At 74.9% G+C, this 18,081-nt stretch carries 14 protein-coding genes; 9 read left to right on the top strand and 5 right to left on the bottom strand.

The genetic code is table 11. From position 1 onward, the window contains the following. Positions 1–216 precede the first annotated feature (216 nt). On the top strand, positions 217–2,250 hold the full coding sequence (locus AB0K25_RS08910) for a copper resistance protein CopC (protein ID WP_363819355.1): 2,034 nt from the start codon (positions 217–219) through the stop codon (positions 2,248–2,250). A 192-nt stretch (positions 2,251–2,442) separates the two neighbouring features. Beyond that, on the top strand, positions 2,443–3,294 hold the full coding sequence (gene pdxY / locus AB0K25_RS08905) for a pyridoxal kinase PdxY (protein WP_208566209.1): 852 nt from the start codon (positions 2,443–2,445) through the stop codon (positions 3,292–3,294). Positions 3,295–3,341: 47 nt separating this feature from the next. On the opposite strand, the gene AB0K25_RS08900 is transcribed toward pdxY, so the two are convergent. Then, positions 3,342–3,827: a hypothetical protein gene (locus AB0K25_RS08900; RefSeq protein ID WP_208566208.1), complete on the bottom strand. Its 486-nt coding sequence runs from the start codon at positions 3,825–3,827 to the stop codon at positions 3,342–3,344. 200 nt (positions 3,828–4,027) lie between these two features. Here AB0K25_RS08900 and AB0K25_RS08895 point away from each other — a divergent pair, with 200 nt between their 5' ends. Beyond that, positions 4,028–6,196 (top strand): hypothetical protein, encoded by a 2,169-nt coding sequence (locus AB0K25_RS08895; RefSeq protein WP_363819351.1) that lies wholly within the window; start codon positions 4,028–4,030, stop codon positions 6,194–6,196. On the opposite strand, the gene AB0K25_RS08890 is transcribed toward AB0K25_RS08895, so the two are convergent. Continuing rightward, positions 6,142–8,280 (bottom strand): hypothetical protein, encoded by a 2,139-nt coding sequence (locus tag AB0K25_RS08890; protein WP_363819348.1) that lies wholly within the window; start codon positions 8,278–8,280, stop codon positions 6,142–6,144. The two genes, AB0K25_RS08895 and AB0K25_RS08890, sit on opposite strands and share 55 nt — an antisense overlap. A gap of 282 nt (positions 8,281–8,562) precedes the next feature. Here AB0K25_RS08890 and AB0K25_RS08885 point away from each other — a divergent pair, with 282 nt between their 5' ends. Beyond that, positions 8,563–10,053, top strand: a complete 1,491-nt coding sequence (locus tag AB0K25_RS08885; RefSeq protein ID WP_363819345.1) for a S8 family serine peptidase — start codon at positions 8,563–8,565, stop codon at positions 10,051–10,053. 129 nt (positions 10,054–10,182) lie between these two features. On the opposite strand, the gene AB0K25_RS08880 is transcribed toward AB0K25_RS08885, so the two are convergent. Next, the gene (locus AB0K25_RS08880) at positions 10,183–11,661 is read right to left on the bottom strand and encodes a ricin-type beta-trefoil lectin domain protein (RefSeq protein ID WP_363819342.1); all 1,479 of its coding nucleotides are present in this window, start codon (positions 11,659–11,661) and stop codon (positions 10,183–10,185) included. A gap of 334 nt (positions 11,662–11,995) precedes the next feature. Here AB0K25_RS08880 and AB0K25_RS08875 point away from each other — a divergent pair, with 334 nt between their 5' ends. The 3 genes from AB0K25_RS08875 (at position 11,996) to AB0K25_RS08865 (ending at position 15,577) form a co-directional block, all read left to right on the top strand. Beyond that, positions 11,996–13,636 carry a beta-1,3-glucanase family protein gene (locus AB0K25_RS08875; protein WP_255597557.1) on the top strand — a complete coding sequence of 547 codons (1,641 nt, stop codon included), beginning with the start codon at positions 11,996–11,998 and terminating at the stop codon, positions 13,634–13,636. Positions 13,637–13,857: 221 nt separating this feature from the next. After that, positions 13,858–14,412 carry a sigma-70 family RNA polymerase sigma factor gene (locus tag AB0K25_RS08870; protein ID WP_208566204.1) on the top strand — a complete coding sequence of 185 codons (555 nt, stop codon included), beginning with the start codon at positions 13,858–13,860 and terminating at the stop codon, positions 14,410–14,412. A 100-nt stretch (positions 14,413–14,512) separates the two neighbouring features. Further along, entirely contained in the window at positions 14,513–15,577 is a 1,065-nt protein-coding gene (locus AB0K25_RS08865; protein ID WP_219461363.1) for a zf-HC2 domain-containing protein, read from the top strand. Positions 15,578–15,695: 118 nt separating this feature from the next. Here AB0K25_RS08865 and AB0K25_RS08860 read toward each other — a convergent pair whose 3' ends face one another. Together AB0K25_RS08860 and AB0K25_RS08855 are read right to left on the bottom strand one after the other, a co-directional pair. Next, positions 15,696–16,133, bottom strand: coding sequence for a DUF4913 domain-containing protein (locus AB0K25_RS08860; RefSeq protein ID WP_219461365.1), 438 nt, complete (start codon positions 16,131–16,133; stop codon positions 15,696–15,698). Positions 16,134–16,171: 38 nt separating this feature from the next. After that, entirely contained in the window at positions 16,172–16,975 is an 804-nt protein-coding gene (locus AB0K25_RS08855; protein WP_219461368.1) for a transglycosylase SLT domain-containing protein, read from the bottom strand. A 184-nt stretch (positions 16,976–17,159) separates the two neighbouring features. Here AB0K25_RS08855 and AB0K25_RS08850 point away from each other — a divergent pair, with 184 nt between their 5' ends. Next, positions 17,160–17,693, top strand: coding sequence for a hypothetical protein (locus AB0K25_RS08850; protein WP_255597558.1), 534 nt, complete (start codon positions 17,160–17,162; stop codon positions 17,691–17,693). After that, complete coding sequence (locus AB0K25_RS08845; RefSeq protein ID WP_208566200.1) at positions 17,690–18,028, top strand: hypothetical protein; 339 nt, start codon at positions 17,690–17,692, stop codon at positions 18,026–18,028. Before AB0K25_RS08850 ends, AB0K25_RS08845 begins: the two co-directional genes overlap by 4 nt. Positions 18,029–18,081 lie beyond the last annotated feature (53 nt).

The following is an 18,081-nucleotide window of genomic DNA, read 5'->3' as shown; positions in this document are numbered from 1 at the left end:
CCGGCGTCACCCTCGCCCACTGGTACGGACGGAAGCCGGCAACGGATCACCTCGTCCTTACCCGGTGGCCGCGGTCCTGCGTCGGGCGGTGCCGTCGCCGCGGCGAGTTTTGATCATCCGGGGTCGGGATCGGGGCGTCCTGGCCAAAACTTTTGCCATCTGCGTAAAAAGTTGGTGAACTATTGATCGAAGTCCACTCTTCGTGAGGATGATCCGATGCGCTGTCCCCCTCCAGCCACCGGGCCCACCGGGCGTGCCCTCGCGGGCCTCCTCGCGTTCGTGCTCGCCTCGGCGGTCGTCCTGCTCCCCACCGCCCGGCCGGCCCAGGCACACGGCACGCTGGCGATGTCCACCCCGGCGGCCGACGCCACGGTGACCGAGGCGCTGACGGAGGTGGAGCTGTACTTCACCGAGCAGGTCGCCGCCAACGCCTACTTCACCGTCACCGGCCCCGGGGGTGGTCGGGTCGACAACGGCTGGCGGCAGGGCTCACCCCGGCCCCTGGACAAGCCGGTCCGCGAGTACCTGCTGGTCGACGGCAAGTTCGAGCCGAAGGAGTACAGCACGGGTTTCCCGGCGGTGGTGACCCTGGCCCACCTGCCGGCGGCGGGGCAGTACGCGGTGAGCTACCTGTCGGTGGCCTCGGACGGCGAGCCGGTGCGGGGCACCATGAGTTTCCGGTACACCGGGCGGGCGACGGCCGCCCCGCAGGGCTGGCGGCCACCGGTCGACCAGCCGGACCCGGCGTTGGTGGCCGCCGCCGAGCAGCACGCCACCTCCGGCCACACCGGCGGCGCAGCTCCGGGCGGGCCGGCCTCCGCGGTCCCACCGGCCCCCTCGACGGCCGCCACCGCCGCGGCCCCGCCGGCCGCCGCCACCCCCGGCAGCGACGGGAACGACCTCGGGTGGCTGGCCTGGGCCGGCGGTGCGGTGCTGGTCGTGGCGGCGGTCGGCTTCGCAGCCTGGCGGCGTCGCCCGGTCCCGGCTGCCCGGGCCGCCGGCCGCGCCGGTGGCCGGCCCCGCAGCCGGGGGTCGGTCGCCCGGTCCGCCGCCGGGGCCCGCCCGACCCGGTCGACGACGGCGCGCGGTCGCCGGGGGGCGAACCGTCCCGCTGCCCCGCGCGCGGGGGCCGCCGAGCCGGTGCCGGCACCCCCCGCCACCGAGGTGGTACCCGCCAAGGCCGCCCCCGCCGCCAAGGCGGCATCAGGCGTCAAGGCGGCAGCAGGCACCAGGGGAGCCGCAGCCAGCACGGTCGCGCCCGCCACCGAGGCGGTACCCACCACGGCCGAGGAGGGACCCGCCGTGGCCGGGCCGGCAGCGGAACGGGGCACCCGGCTGGGCAACACCGGCCTCGCGCTGCTCGTCGGGGGGCTGGTGGTCGCCCTGCTGGCCGGGTTCGGGCTCGGCCGGCTCGGCTCCGGCACCCGGCCCGCCGACCGCAGCGCGACAGCGCCGCCGGTCACCGGGGCGGCGCTGTCGGCGGGGGACGGGCACCAGCACGGACCCGGCACCGGCGCGCACACCCATCCCGGTGACGGCGCGACACAGGCGCAGGTGACCGGGTTGTCGGTGAACTCCGGCGGCTACACCGTGCAGCCGCAGGCCAGGACCCAACCAGCGGGGGTACGCACGGACTACCGGTTCCGGATCGTCGGTGCCGACGGTCAGCCGGCGACCCGCTTCGCGGTCGTCCACGACAAGCAACTGCACCTGGTCGTGGTGGGTCGCGACCTGAGTGGCTACCAGCACCTGCATCCCACCATGGCGGCGGACGGCACCTGGACGGTCCCGCTGACGCTGGCCCGGCCCGGCGGCTACCGCATCTACGCCGACTTCTCGGTGACCGGCGTCGACGGCAAAACGGTGCCGCTGGTGCTGGGCGTCGACCACCAGGTGCCCGGCGCGCACACTCCGGCCCCGCTGCCGCCCGCCGCGCAGCAGTCGACGGCCGGCCCGTTCACGGTGACGATGACCGGTACGCCGACAGTGGGCGTGACGGTGCCGCTGTCCTTCCGGCCCGACGGGGTCGAGCCGTCCCGGCTGGAGCGCTACCTGGGGGCGTACGGGCACCTGGTCGTGGTGCGGGAGGGTGACCTGGGCTACGTGCACGTCCACCCCGAGCCGGAGCTGGTGGACGGGACGGTCCGGTTCTGGCTGACCGCCCCGAGCACCGGGCGGTACCGCGCGTTCTTCGACTTCCAGGTCGACGGGCAGGTGCACACCGCGCAGTACACCCTAGACCTGGGCTGAGCGCCGGCCCCGGCGACCGGTCCCCGGATTGCCGACCCGGCGGGTGGTCCCGGCCGCCGGGCCCACAGGCGTCAGCCGGCCGGGCCGTCCGGCGGGGGCCGGCAGCCCGGCGGGGGTGAACCGGTGGGCCCGGCCGGGACGAATCGGAGGGCCCGTACCCGGGGTGTCGGTGGCAGCGGCCATGATGGGCCGGTGAAGATCCTGTCCATCCAGTCCTCGGTCGCCTACGGTCACGTCGGCAACTCGGCGGCCGTGTTCCCCCTCCAGCGCCTCGGGCACGAGGTCTGGCCGGTGCTCACCGTGCACTTCTCCAACCACACCGGCTACGGTGCGTGGCGCGGGCCGCTGCTGGCCCCGGCCGACGTGGCGGAGGTGATCGAGGGCATCGCCGACCGTGGGGTGCTCGGCACCGCCGACGCGGTGCTGTCGGGCTACCAGGGCGACCCGGCGATGGGTGCGGTGATCCTCGACGCGGCCGACCGGGTCCGGGCCGCCAACCCGGACGCGGTGTACTGCTGCGACCCGGTGATGGGCGACACCGGCCGCGGGATGTTCGTCCGGCCGGGCATCCCGGAGTACCTGCGCGACGTGGTGGTCCCGCGGGCCGACATCATCACCCCGAACCACTTCGAGTTGGACTTCCTCGCCGGCCGGACGACCACCTCGCTGACCGCCGTGCTGGACGCCGTCGACGTGGTCCGCGCCACCGGCCCCCGCGACGTCCTGGTCACCAGCGTGCTGCACGACGACGTGCCGGCCGGCTCGCTGGAGGTGGTGGCGGTCTCGGACGAGGGTGCCTGGGCGGTGACCACGCCCCTGCTGCCGATCAGCCCCAACGGCGGCGGCGACGTCACCGCCGCGCTCTACCTGGCCCACCTGCGCACCACGGGCTCACCGGCGATCGCCCTGGAACGGACCATCGCCTCGGTCTTCACCGTGCTGGAGCGCACCCTCGCGGCGGGCACCCGGGAGATCCAGCTGGTCGCGGCCCAGGACGCCATCGCCGACCCGCCGACCAGGTTCGTCGCGCGCCGGCTGCGCTGACCCCGGTACGGGCTGCGACCCCGTACTCGCCCCGGCCGGCGCGACGGTCAGGGCGACGTGGAGAACGCCGCGACGAGGCCGAAGCCACCGCAGCAGAGCACCCCCAGCACGGCCAGCGTGACGAGCAGGATGCTGTAGTTCGACCACATGCCGAACTTCGTCACGTCGGTGCCCTGCCCGTCGTGGACCCGGTTGCGCCAGCCGCCGAAGCGGAACGACAACGGGTACACCACCCCCGGCTGGGTGACCAGCGCGGTGGTGATGACGGGGATGCCCATGAAGTCGGTGTAGCGGACGTCGTGCGGCCCGGCCGGGACGGCCACGTACCAGGTGCCCTCGCCCGGGATCGCCACCAACCGGCCGTCGACCTTGAACCGGCTCGTGGAGGGGGCGGGCACCAGGTACGGCCCCCGGTTGACCGAGACGGTCAGCACCGCGTGCCCCGGGGGCGGCGGGATCGGGTGGGGGTAGGCGATCATCGGCGTGACGCCGCCGGGCGCGGCCGGGTACGACGGCTGAGGGGGATACGACACCGCCACATCCTGGCACGGCCCCCGGACCACGTCCGCCCGGGCGGCGTACCACCGGTGGAAGTGGGATGGTCCGGCGGCCCGTCCGTCCCGGCGCGCAGGCCGATCGCCCTCCGGTTGAACCGTCGGCACCCCGGTTCGTAGAAGGGGACCGGGACGGGAGGATGTCGGTGGGACCGAGGGTGTGGAGAGCAATGGTGGGGATGCGGCGAGCCTTTGTCACGGTGCTGCTGGTCGGGATCGTGCTGGTCGTTGCGGCGGGGCCGGTACGTGCGGTGCCCGCCGAGACCGGCCGGTACTACGTGGTCGGGCCACCCGTCGACGGTCAGCGGGAGTACCTCTACGCCATCGCGCTGCGTACCCTCGGCAACGGTAACCGGTTCCGGGAGATCGTCGAGCTGAACGCGGGGCGGGCCCAACCGGACGGCGAGACGTTCACCGACGGTGTGGTCCTGCGCCCCGGCTGGCAGCTCGTGTTGCCCCGGGACGCGAAGGGCCAGGGGGTACGGATCGGACGACTGCCGCAGCTCGGCCCGCCCGCCCCGCGGCCACCGGGTCCGAGCGCCCCGCCCTCGACCCCGGTGCGTCCCAGCCCGACCCCCCGGACGACGACGTCCGCTGCGCCCCGGCCCGCCACCACCCCGGCGCAGGCGGGCACCCGGGCGGTCGCCCGACCCCCCGACGGCCCGGTGGCGGCCGGCCCGCTGAGCCCGCTGCTGATCCGGGGTACCGCCGGGCTGCTGGCGGTCTTCTTCGCGGCGGTGGCGGTGATGCTGCTGCGGCGGGGTGGGAACCGCCGGGTGGTGCTGGAGGACGACGGGCCGTGGCCGCCGCAGCGGCACCACACCCCGACCCCCGCCGAACTCACCGCCGGCCCGGCGGTCGGCGACGTGGACATCCCACCACCGCCTCCGACCAGTGGACCGGCCCCGGCTACGGCACCCCGAGCGGCTCCGGTGGCCGCAGCGCCCCGGCCGGCTCCGGTGGCCGTGGCGCCCCGACCGACCCCGCCGCTGCCACCGCCGGTCACCCGGCCGATCCCACCGCCGCCCGTCACCCGGCTGGCCACGCCATCCCCGGTCGCCGGGCCGCTCCCACCGGCACCGTCCTTCGCTCCCCAGCCGCCCCCCGCCCCCCAGCCGCCCCCCGCCCCCCAGCCGCCCCCCGCCCCCCAGCCGTCACCGCTCCCACCGGCACCGTCATCCCCGGCCCCGGCGGCACCGTCACCAGCGTCCCCACCGACCCTGGCGGTCCCGGCACCGTCACCGGCCACCGCGTCACCGACACCGTCGCTGCCGATCCAGCCACCGATCCCGGCGTCACCGACGTCACCGATCCCGGCGTCACCGGCCCCGGCGTCACCGGCCCCGGCGTCACCGGCGTCACCGGCTTCGGCGTCATCAGCCGTGGCGTCACCGGCCCGGACGTCGCCCCCGCGGCTCCCAATCCCGGCGTCACTGGCCACGGCTCCGCCGGTGCCATCGGAGCCGACAGAGCGGCGTGCGCCCGGCACCGGCGCTGCGGAGCCCGAAGGGGCCACACCCCCCGCCGCACCGGCGCTCCCGGTTCCGGCGCTCCCGGCGAAGCCGGTCTGGCCGCCCCGGTCACCGCAGTCGGCACCGCCCCGGCCGACCCCGGTGGACCTGGCGACGGTCGAGCCGTCGGGGCCGTCGGGTGCGTCGGAGCCATCAGGGCTTCCGGAGCCGTCGGGTGCGCCGGCCCCGGCCCGTCCGGTCACCGGCACGCCGGTCGTCCCGCCTGCCGTACCCGAGCTGCCCCGGCCGACGGTGCCGGGCGGCAACGAGGTCCCCTACCTCAGCACCGAGCTGGAAACCGAACTCGGGCCGATCCAGGTCCGGTTGGTCGGGGTGGCGGCGGGCCGGGGTGCGCCCCCCTACGCCTGGCTCGGCCCGGACGAGGCCGCGCCGCCGGCGACCCTGCCGCTGGTGCTGGGGCACCGGGGACCCTGGCGGCTGCACGTCGACCTGGGCCGGGCACCCGATGTGCTCACCCTCGTCGGCGGGACCGACGACTGCCGAGACACCGCCGCCCTCTTCGCCCGCCGGCTACGGTCCGCCGGGATCGGGGTGGCCACGGTGGGTGGGGTGCTCGGTGCGCAGGCCCCGGAGGGCTGCCGTCCGCTGCCCGGGTTACCGGCGGCCCCCGCTCCCGACGTGGACCCCGCCCCGCCGTACGTGGTGTTCACGCCCGGTCTGGCGGGTGCGGAACTGGCCGGGGCGCGTCGACTCGCCACGGAGAGCGGGGGACGGTGCGTACCTGTGGTGATCGGGCCGGTGCCCGCCGGCCGGTGGTCGGTTCAGGTGGCGTCGACCGGCGGCGGGTCGACCACCCGGGCCGGTACGGCGGACTGAAGGTCGGCGACGACGGACGGCAGCGGGCCGGGGGTGAGATCCCCGATCCGTTGCCACCCGCCGCCCTGCGCACGGTAGGCGCGCTGCACCACGATCCGGTCGTACGACCGGCTGCCGAGGACCAGCGCCACCCCCGCGTGGTGCAGCCGCGCGACCCTGGTCCGGGCCAGGGGCAACCCGGTCAGCGCGGTGTGGGTGGCGTTGACGTCGACGGTGCGGCCCGCCGGCACCCGGACCTCCACCAGCAACCGGCCCGGGCGGGCCACGGGCCGCTGTTGGTGCAACGGCAACCAGCCCCGGGGCAGCCCCCGTGACCTGGCCGGCAGCAGGGCGTACGCCGTCCGGGTGCCGAATCCGGGCCAGCGGCGGACGTCGTGGGGTAGCCCGGCGACCGAGCGGCTGGTGGGCGCGGGCCGGATCCGCAGTGGTTCGCCGTCGGCGTCCACGGTGGGCAGCAGCCGGCCGTGGCCGTCGGACCGGAACCCGCCCACCAGCCGGACCCGGTCCAGCCGGGCGGCCGGCAGCAGGTAGGTGTCGGGGCTGCCCAGGACGTACTTGAACCGCGCCGGGACGTGGGTACGCAGCACCGCCATGGCGACGGCACCGCCGGGTCCGATCCGGACCCGCAGCAGGTCGCTGCCGGCCGGGGCCGACCGGGGATCGAGGAAGGCGGCCAGGAACAACTCGACGCTCGGCACACCGTCGGTGACTGCGCGGGCCGGATCACCCTCGGCGAGGACGAACGCCTCGAACGCCTCGGCGTTGACCTGCTGGCCCCGCCGCAACCAGGGTGGACCGTAGTCCGCGGCCCGGCGGTTGTCGGTGACGAGTGCGGGGCGGGCCAGGGCCACGGCCGGCTGCTCCGCCGCGGACCCGACGGTGGTGCCGGCCGGTGTCGGGGCGGGTGCGGTGGCGGGGGTCGAGGGCGCGGGACGGTCCGCCGTCGGGCTCCCGGTGTCGACGCCGTCGGGTTCGCCGGTCCGGTCCGCCGGGGGACGGTCGGACACCGGGGTGGTGTCGACGGTCCCGCCGGTGGCCGACGCCACCACGATCCGCTGCCGGTCCAGCCGGGACACCAGCAGCCCTTCGGGGGTCGCGTCGAGGGTGGCCGGCCCGTCGGCGTACCTCGGCCGGTGGGCCTGCCAGGCGGCGATCGCGCCGGCCGGGTCGAAGGAGCGCAGGTCACGGCGGTCGTCGATCAGCTCGGCCCGACCACCGGGGGGTGGGGTCCAGACGGTGGCACCGGTCGTCTCGGCCAGCTCGACGACCTGGGTGACGAGCCGGGCCTGTTCGTCGGCGTCGGACGGCCAGGTCAGCCAGAGCCGCAGGTCCGCGCCGTAGAGCGGGAGGTCGCCGAGGACCGCGGCGAGCTGCCCGCCGCTGTGCACGTCCTGGGTGCCGCTGTAGTTGCCGACCAGGAAACCCCCGGACCGGGCCGTGACGGCCACGGTGACCACCCCGGTCGACGCGCCCAGCCGGTGCGCGGTGGCCCGTCTGGTGACGAAGTCGGCCCGGGTGGCAAGGGCGAGACCGTCCGGCAGCGGCAGGCCCACCACCCCGGTACGGGGGCGGACCAGACCGTCGTCCACCGCGAACCAGCCGGGCAGCGAGGTGGCGAGATCCGGTGGTTGGAGCACGAGCCAGTCCATCGGCTGGCGGGTCACCCGGTCCAGCGGCACCGCGTCCAGCGGCCCGCCGTCGCTGGTCGACCGGGTTGCCGGGCCGGTCGTGCGGTCCGTGGCGTGCCGGATGTCGGACCCGTCCGGGCTGACCAGCACGTCGTGGCCGAGCAGGCCGGCCACCTCGGTGAACAGTTCGACGTGCCGGGCTCCGTCGTCGGCGAGGATCCGCACGTCCTGTGCCGCGTCCGCGCCGTGCCGGACCAGGGTGGCCACGGCCCGGGCGTCGAGCGGTCGACCGGGGTCGGTGGGCACCACCAGCCGTCCGCCCGGCCCGGGTGCCAACCACAGGTCGAACAGCCCGGCGATGCGGCGGTGTCGGCGGGGGTCGAAGCGACGGGTTGCCGGCACCCGGTCGAAGCCGTTGCCGCCCGTCGGCCCTGCCGTACGCCCAAGCCCGTTCACCGCCGCCCCACCTTCGTCTCCACCGGGCCTGACGGCCCGGTCTCCTCGGTCGTCGTCGCCACCGTCGGCGGTGGACCGTCGGCTGCCTACCGGTCATCCGCTCCCATCGGGGGGACGGCCCGAGGAGATCTTCCCGTCATCGTCGGCCGGTACTCTCGGCAGACCTCATGACGAGGATCATGGAAATCTGGTTCAGATTGATTTGAACGAACTCGCCGCTGATCCGCAATAGACGGTGAAGGCCGGTGACGCTCGGCCATGGTGACTGAAGGGGGACACCCAGTGCTGGCGAAGCGCTCGATCCTTGCCCGCCTGCTCGCGGTGGCGACGGCTGGCTGCGTGCTCATGGCGCTGACCGGGCCGGCTGTGGCGAAGGCCACCAACGATCCGCAGCCCTACGTGAAGTTCTACGTGGTCGCGGCGCAGTACCAGGGCCAGCCGGAGAGCCTGACGGCGATCGCACGGCGGTTCCTCGGCAGCGGTGAGCGGTCCGCGGAGATCTACCACCTGAACACGGGACGGGTGCAGCCGGACGGGTCCCGGTTGACCGACCCGGGGCGGTTGAAGGCCGGCTGGCAGTTGGTGCTGCCGTGGGACGCGGCCGGTGAGGGGGTGACGTACGGCCAGCTCCCGGCGGGGAAGCGGCCCACCCCGAGTGCCCGGCCCGCCGGCACGGCCGGTCCCACACCCGGCGCCGCCAGCCCGACCCCGCCCCCGACGCCGAGCCCGAGCCGCACGGGCGCCAGCCCCCGCCCCGGGGGTACCGGCCCGAAGTGCACCGCCACGACCGGGTCGAGCAGCCGTTCGGACTGGGCGCAGCTGCGGATGGCCGCCGACAGCGCCTGGACCCTGACCCGGGGCAACGGGGTCAAGGTGGCGGTGGTCGACAGCGGTGTCGACGCGAGCGTGCAGCAGCTCAGCGGCCGGGTCGCGGTCGGCGCGGACGTCACGGTCGGCAACGGGCGTGGGGACACCGACTGCCTGGGCAGCGGCACCGCGATGGCGGGCATCATCGCCGGTGACAGCAGTGTCGACGGCAGCCCGGTCGGCATCGCCCCGGACGCCACCATCCTGCCCGTGCGGGTGGTACGCGGGTCGGGTGCCGCCCGGCCGGCCGACGCGGCGAACGCCATCGAGGTGGCGGTCAGCGCCGGTGCTTCGGTCGTCGCGGTCGGCTCGCACGTCGACCTCGGTGACCCGGCGGTGGCGTCCTCCGTGGCCACCGCCCTCGACCACGACGTCCTGCTGGTGGCCGGTGCGCCGACCAAGGCGGTGACGCCGCCGTCCCCGGCCGGCCGGTCCGGAGGTGGGGCGCTGCTGTTCACCGGCGGGGTCGGGGCCGGTGACCAGCTCGCCGAGCAGTACGTGGCGGGCGCGGTCGAGGTGGTCGCGCCCGGGGTGGACGTGGCGAGCCTCGGCGTCGGCGGCGGCCGGGCGGTCAGCAACACCGGTACCGAGTTCGCCGTGGCGTTCGTGGCCGGGCAGGCGGCGCTGATCCGGGCGGCCCAGCCCGACCTGACCGCCGCGCAGGTCAAGGAGCGGATCCGCGGCACCGCCGACGCGATCGGCACGGCCCCCGACGCCAAGTACGGCTCCGGCATGATCAACCCGGCTGCCTCGGTGTCGGTGCCGGTGGACGACCGCAACCAGGTGGCCAGCCAGCAGCAGGGCAGCACCGGCGCGGCGCTGGCCGTCATCCTCGGCATCGCGTTGCTCTGCGGTGCCGGCGTGGTCTTCGGGCTGCGCCTGCGTCGCCGCCGGTTCGCCGGCTGAGCCGACCCCGGGTCCGGTCCGACGTCGGACGGCCGGGTGTCCCGGTCGGGCGGGCACCGCCGGTAGCCGGATGCCCGGTGGCCGACCCCCTCGGGTGGGCCACCGGGCATCCGGTCGTGTCGGGGCCGGTCAGCGCCGGGTGAAGGTCTGCTTGGGGTTGAACACGCAGACCCAGGACATCATCGGGGCGCCCACCCCGTGGCCGTCGACGTCCAGGCACCGGTCGGTCTCCCGGTTGAGCAGGGACGTGCGGCCGTTGTACTCGGTCCACTCCCACTTCTGGGCCGGATTGCCGCTGCACACGGCGACCTGCACGGGGGTGCCGTCCTTCTTCTCACCCCAGGCCACGTCGAGGCAGAGTCCGTTGGCCCGGACGGTGCCGTCGGATCGGAAGTCCCACCACTGCGACTTCTCCTCCCGACACTTGCTCAGCACGGCGCGTACCCCGTCGCTGGTGCCGGCGGTGACGCACAGCCCGGTCTCCTTGCCCACCAGTTGCTTCGTGCCGGCCGGCCGGGTCGGTGCCGGCGTGGGCTTCTTGCCCGGCGGGCTCGCGGGGGGCGTCGTCGGGGCGGCCGGGCTGCCGCTCGGGGTGGGCGACGGCGTCGGGCTCGGCGTGGGCGACGGACTGGGCGACGGCGACGCCGCCGCCCGGAGCCGGCTGTCGAGGGCGTAGTAGTCGGTGTGTTCCCGTACGGTCCGCAGGAACGCCTGCGTCCCGGCGTCGAGGTCCCCGCCGGACTGCCGGACGGCGGCGGGACCGTTGCGGTACGCGGCCAGCGCCAACAGCGACGGGTCGCCCTCCAGCCCCGACAGTTCCCGGTGCAGCCCGCACAGGGCGGCGCCGGCCGCCGGGATCGCCGCCTGCGGGTCCCAGGCCGAGGTGTCGGTCGGGCCGTACGCCTGCCAGACCTCGGGGCGGAACTGCGCGACGCCCCGCTGACCCTCGGGGCCGAGCAGGTTGACGTCGAAGCCGGACAACGCCATCAGCTGCGCGGCGACCAGCGGGGGCGTGACCTCCGGGCAGACCGAGCCGGCCCGGACCACGAGCGCGGTGTAACCGCCGGGCACCGCCTTGGGCTGCTGGACACCGCTCGACGGGCGGGGCTGACCGGAACCGCCGAACGCGGTCAGCTTGCCGTAGTAGGCGGCGTACCCGCTGGCCTGGTCGACGTACTCGACGGCGTCGGCGGGCACCCCCTTGGCGTCACGTACCTCGTCGAGGCCGGTGTGGAACGCGGCCAGGGACAGCCGCCAGGCCTCACCGGGCACGTTCGCCAGCCGGACCTGCCCGTTGAGGTCACACATGAGGTGCGCCAGGGCGAGGATGTTGGCGGCGGGATCGGAGCGTTCCGCACCGGGCCACGGCGCCCACGACTTCCACGCAGCGGCGTCGAGACCGGCGATGCCCTGACCACCGGAGGCGGTCCGGGTGGCCCGGCCGTCCAACCCTGATTCGGCCATCAGCTGACCGGCCAGCCGGGCCGGGGTGAGCGTCGGGCAGGACCGGGCGGCGGCCTGGATGGTCGTCAGGTGTTCCGTGGAGACGGGTCGACCGGTCAGGTCGTCGTCCCGGGCCGAGGCCGCGCCCCAGCCGACAGCGGCCACCACCGTGGACAGTACGGCCAGGCCGGCGACCAGGCCGGCAACGGTCCGACGGGGGATCGACCCCAGTCGGGAGCGTAAGGAGGGGTGATCGGATTTCACGGGGAGGCGTCCCTTCCGGCGTGACGGCATCGCTGTGGTGACGGACGCGCGATGTCCTTGGTTCACCGGGCTCGGATCGGATCGGATGATTTTGGTCCGGTCGACATTGAACCGAGGGGGGTACCGGGCCGTCAACGTGGCTACCGCCGGGCCCGGCCGATGTCACACCGGGTGCCGGCGGCGATGGCCGTCGTCGATCGGAGCTGTGATGCTGACTCGCCGCAGGATACTCGGGATGGGACTCGCGGGTGCCGCCGTGGTCGGTGTGCCGCTGGTGGCGGCCCCGTTGATCTCCCGGGCGCGGGCCTCGGGCGGCCTGCCGTTGAACGTGGTGAACAGCACAGGCCGGTTCGCCAACTCGGCGATCCGGATGTACGTCGTCGGCACCCACGCGGAGACCGGCGCGATGGGCTACGTCCGGGAGAGCGGGATCTTCACGCCGGCCGACCCGGCGCACAACGGACCGGACGGCGTCGCCGACATCGGGGTGCCGCTGGCCGGCTCCGGTGTGACCCGGTTCGTCCTGCCGATGATGTCGGGTCGGATCTACTTCGCCATCGACGGTCACCTGAGGTTCACGGTCGTCACCGACGGCAACGGGCGGCCGGCGTTGCAGTACCCGGTCGGCTGGGTGGCGGACGACCCGAGCTTCGGGGTGCTGCACGACTGCTGCGAGTTCACGTACAACGCGAGCGGGATGTTCTGCAACACCACCATGGTGGACATGTTCAGCATCCCGATGTCGATCCGGTTGCACGGCGACGTGGAGCAGGCCACCGGCAAGCTGGTCGACGGCGGCCGGGACGCGATCTTCGCCGAGCTGGCCCGCCAGCCTGGGTTCGAGCGGCTGGTGGTCGGCGACGGACTGCGCGTCATCGCCCCCGGCAAGGGCATCGAGACGGGCCGCTTCGACCCGGGATACTTCGACGGCTACATCGCCGAGACCTGGGACCGCTACAGCCGCTCCGAGCTGCGCGTCAGAGGTCCGTTGGGCAGCTACCGGGGGCGGGTGGTCGACGGGCGGTTGACCTTCGACGACGGGGCGCGGTCGTTCGACCGGCCCTCGACGTTGAACGTGTTCCACTGCGACGGGGCGCTCGCCGCGCCCAACGACGGGCACTACGGGCCGGTGGCGGCGATCATCGGGGCCGGGTTGAACCGGTCGGTGCTCGACCAGCCCGACCAGCCGACCACCAACCGGGACGCCTACTACCAGCACCCGGTGACCAACCACTACGCCCGGGTGCTGCACCGGCACAGCGCCGACGGCCGGGCGTACGGTTTCCCCTTCGACGACGTGGCCGACGACGCGTCGTACATCCAGGACACCGCGGCGCACGAGGTGACGGTCACCCTGACCCCGTTCGGCGCCGGTCCGGGGGAGGCACCGCCACAGCAGGCCGGCGGGCCGGTGGTCGTCGAGCGGGCACCGGTGGTCGTCGAGCCGGCCCCGGTCGTCGTCGCCGGGCAGCGGGGCGTGGGCCAGGAGATCGCGGCGGCGGGCTTCGACCGGCAGCAGGGCGTCCGGACGGAACCGTCCAGCGAGGGCGGCGAGCATCTGGGGTTCCTCGCCCACGGCGACTGGGCCGGCTACCGGGGGGTCGACTTCGGCCGCGAGCCGGCGACGCAGTTCCAGCTGCGGGTGGCCTCCGGCGCCCCGCAGGGGGTGTCGGGCCTGATCGAGGTACGCCTCGACGCCCCGGGCCTGCCACCGGTGGGCAGCATCGCGGTGGCCGGCACCGGCGGTTGGCAGAGCTGGGTCACCGTGCCGGGCAACCTCGCCCCGGTGACCGGTGTGCACGACGTCTACCTGACCTTCGCCAGTGGGCAACCCGAGGAGTTCGTCAACGTCCGCTGGCTGCGTTTCACCCGATGAGCCCGGCCACCCTCCTCGCCCCCGTGGAGCATCCCGACCGGTGCGTCGGGGCCACGGCGTCCACCACCCTGCACCGACGGTTCCGACCGGCCACACGATGGCCTGGTGGACCGTCCGATGAGCACGGTTATGCTCTCTTCCTAGGCGGGCTCGACGTCGAGACGACGGCGCGGCCGTACGGGCACGACCCGTACGTCAGGGGGAGGCGTTCTGTGTCGGCGGTGCCCAACGAAGCGCCCGGGGTGACCGGCGACGCGGCGACCGAACGGGCCTCCCCCGAGGCCCTGATGCGGGCGATCCACGAGCAGTACCGGGGGCCGCTGCTGCGGTTCCTCACCCGGTTGGTCCTCGGCCGGCAGGAACTCGCCGAGGACCTGGTCCAGGAGACGTTCCTACGCACCTGGCGCAACCTGGAGACCCTGGCCGAGGACCCGCGTCGGATCGCGCCGTGGCTCTACACGGTCGCCCGGCACGTGGCCATCGACGCGATGCGCGCCCGGCAGTCCCGCCCGCCCGAGGTGGCCATCCCCGACCTCAACCGGCTCGCCTCGGCCGAGGACGAGATGGACCGGGTGGTCAGCACCCACACGGTCCGGCTGGCGCTGCAACAGATCAAACCGGAGCACCGCGAGGTGCTGGTCGAGATGTACTACAAGGGTTCGTCGGTCGCCGAAGCCGCGCAGCGACTGGGCATCCCGGAGGGTACGGTAAAGTCCAGGACGTACTATGCGGTGCGCGCGCTGCACGCAGCGATCGGCCCGACCGAGTCCTCCTGATGACGCGACGTGTCGATCTCCCGTTCGACCCCCCGGACGCTCACCGTCCCGGGGGTCGTCACACCGTCATCGGTGTCTCCGGGTCGAAAAGGAGGGCGTGATGCGCACCGGCGGCGAACACCCCACCGCTGAGCACTCCGCCCTGGCCCTCTATCTGCTCGGCGCGCTCGACGACACCGACCGGGTCGCCTTCGAGGCCCACCTGGCCGGGTGCGGGGAGTGCCTGTCCGCAGCCGGTGAGATGGGCAGCGTGACCAGCGCCCTCGGCGGGTTGGCCGCCGCCGACTGGGACGACCTGGGTGGCCTGCCGGAGTTCGCGCCACCGGCGGAGTTCCTCCCGCCGGCCGGCCACACACCCGCCCCGGGCCTCGCCCCACCGGCCGGGCCGCCGCCGGCTGTCGGCCCCGACGTGCCGGCGGCGTCCGCCCCGGTAGTGGTGCCGAGGCAGCCGGTGCCCGACCCACCGACCCGCGCCTCCGACCCACCCCGCACCTCCGACCCAGCACCCCGCACCACCGACGCACCCCGCGCGGCTGAGCCGGTCGCCACCGTCACCGGTGCGGACCCGAGCGCCGGGGTGACCCCGCCGAGGGCAGCGGATGAACCGGCCGGGACGGCCCGGCGTGGCGCTCGCCGGGGCACCGGTCCGCGTGCCGACGCCGGCCGTCCGGTCCGGAATCGGCCGTCGGGGAGCCGCCCCGGCGGGGACCGACCGGGGTCGGCGTCCGCAACGGGTGGCACCCGGCCGGATTCGGCCCGCCGTCGTCGGATGCTGTTCTGGGGTGGGGTGGCCGCCGCCCTGGTGGCCGTCGTCCTGGCCGGTGGCGTCGCGGCCGTCACCGGGTTCGGTGGCCATAGCGCAGTGGTGCTCACCGCGACCGGCGAGGCCCCGGCCCAGGGGGTGAGCCTCTCGGTGGCGATCACCACCGACGAGGGGCGCGGCTCCACCATCCGGATCACCGCCACCGGGCTGCGTCAGGGCCTGCGGTACCGGCTGTTCGCGGTGACCCGCGACGGCGTCACGCACGTGGTGCGGGACTGGACCGCCTCGACCGGGCCGCAGGAGGTGACCGGCGAGTTGTCGCTGCCGGTCGCCGACCTGGCCTTCGTCACGGTGGGCCTGGTGGACGGCACCGCCGTCGTCACCGCACCGATCTCCCGCTGAGCCGGCCGGTCTCCCGCTGAGCCGGCCGGTCTCCCCGGCCGGCCGGGTAGACCGGATGCGGCGACGTCGCGGGTGGATCGCGGACGAGACCCCGCCCCCGTCGTCGGGCCACCGTCGGTCAGTACGGGTCGGTGTGCGGGACCTCCTTGGCCCGGTGTGCTCCCGCCTTGCACCCGGCGAACGGCCCGGTCGGGCTACGCAGACTGTTCAGCACCGGTTCCAGATAGTCGCGGTGCCAGTTCGCCGGGCCGCACAGCCCGGCGTCGGGCCCGGTGAGTTCCTGCCAGGCGAGCCACAGGCCGTGCAACTGCGCCACCGCCTCGGGGTGCTGCCACCACCGCCCGCACCACGGCGCGGTCGAGGACGCCTCCCGCGCGTAGATCGGCACGAGCAACAGCCGGACCCAGTTGCTGAGCAGCTCCAGCTCCTCGGCGTACTCCTCGTCGCGCAGGTAGAGGATGAACGGCGAGGTCGGCGGCGCGTCGCTCGGCGGTGGGCCGTCGTCGGGGCGCTGTTGCCGCCCGGCGGGGCGTTGGTCCTGCGGGGTCACCGTCATCGGAACTCCTCATCGGTCGGTCAGCGGGTCGGTCGGGGTCAGTCGCCGGTCGGCGACGCGCTGGGGGAGGCGGTCGGCGGGAACGACGGCGGTGGACCGCCGAGCCCCTGGTACTTCGCGAACAGGGAGCGGACCTGCGCCAGGTAGAGCTGCGCCGCGTTGGTCGAGGGCACACCACCGGACCGGCGTACCTCGTCGATGCCGACGGCGTACGCGGCGAGCGTCAGGTCGAGCACCTCACCGATCGCCTGGCCGTCGTCGATGAGGGCCTGAGCCTGCCCGGCCAGGGCGCAGACGTGCTTGGCCTGTGCCGCGATCGAGTCCTCTTCGTCGGTCGCGTCGGTGTCGCCGTCGTCGTCGGTGTCCTCGCCGTACTGGGCGAAGACCGCGGGCGGGAGCTGGGAGATGCCCTTCTCCCCGTTCGCGCCGACCTTCGCCGGGTCCCATCCGGAGGCCACCTCGATCTGCGCGGCGATCACCACGGGCCCGATCTGGGTGCAGGTCTTCCCGGCGCCCTCGATGCTGTCCACCAGGCCCTCGGGCACCTGGTCGGGGTCGAGGGTCCCCTTGCCGTCGCCCTGCGCGGCGGCCAACGAGTCGTCGGCGACGCTGACCGGGTCGGCCGACCCACCGCCGCCCCCGAAGAACAGGATCAACGCGACCAGCGGGGCCAGCAGCACGCCCAGCGCGCCGATCACGAAGACGGCGGCCGCGCCGACGACCCCGACCACCGGCGTGGCCAGGCAGCTCAGCCCGGCCGCGACGGCCGCGCCGATCAGGGCCGCGCTGCTGCGGTTGGACCCTTGCGTCGGCTCCGCGCCGTCGTTGTCGGACGTTGCCATGTCGCCTCCCAGGCTGCTCACCATCGCGGTGGAAAAAGTTGGTCCCCGGCGTGAACCGGGGGGCGGGAGCCCCCGTAGAGGCGTCCGTCGACTGCCCGGCCCGCCGTGATGACGGGACCGGACCCGGGGTGGTTCAACCGGGACGCCGACGAACTGGAGCGACATTTGGCGAGGAGGTGGGTGCATGGGGTCCGCGACGATGAGCGACCCGGCATCGCGGATGTCACCGGGGCCGTTGTCCGCCCGGACCGGTCCCGGGCCGGTCGCGTCGCCCCGGCGGTCGCTGTCCGAGGTGGGGCTGGGCTGGATCGCGGCGCACGGTGGTGCCGGCGCGACGACGCTCACCCGGCTCTTCGGCGGCACCGACCTGGGCTGCCGGTGGCCGGACGCGGCGCGGGCGGAGCCGGCCACGGTGATGCTGGTCGGCCGGACCGACGCCGAGGGGATGCGGGCGGTGTCCCGGGCGCTCAACGCCCTGCGGGAGGGCCGTCACCCGCCCGGGATGCGGCTGGCCGGCCTGGTGCTGCTGGCCGACGCCCCGGGCCGGTTGCCGCCGGTGCTGGCCCGCCGGATCCGGGTGTTGCGGTCGGTCGCGCCGGTGCACCGGGTGCCGTGGATACCCGCCTGGCGGCTGGGCCAGCAGCCCGCCCGGATGCCCAAGCCCCTGGAACGGCTCCGGGCGGCGACCGGCCTGGCCAGGGACGGGAGTCCGTCATGACCGTCGGGTACGGCGTGGACCGGCTCGCCGGCCACCTCCTGGCGTTCGGCCCGGGGGCGGCGCCCTCCCCGTTGCCGAGCCTCAAACCCCCGCCGCCGTACAACCCGGCGGGTGGTGCGGCCGACGACCTGCTGAACCTGCTCGCCTGGGGGGTCAGCGCGGCCGGTGTCGCCGGGCTGCTCATCCTCGGCATCTCGATGGCCATCCAACTCAACCGGGGCGTTCCCGGGGAGATGAGCGACCACTTCCGTGGGGCGGTGTTCGTCGCGATGGGCTGCGTGCTCGGCGCGACCGCCGGACCACTCGTCATGTTCTTCGGTGACCTCGGACTCTGAGCCGGATCACCGCCGGCCGGACAGCGCACCCCGCACTGCCGGCCCGTTCCACC

Source organism: Micromonospora sp. NPDC049257, from assembly GCF_040678915.1.
GTDB lineage: Bacteria > Actinomycetota > Actinomycetes > Mycobacteriales > Micromonosporaceae > Micromonospora > Micromonospora antibiotica.
This window is presented reverse-complemented; position numbering and strand designations above follow the sequence as displayed.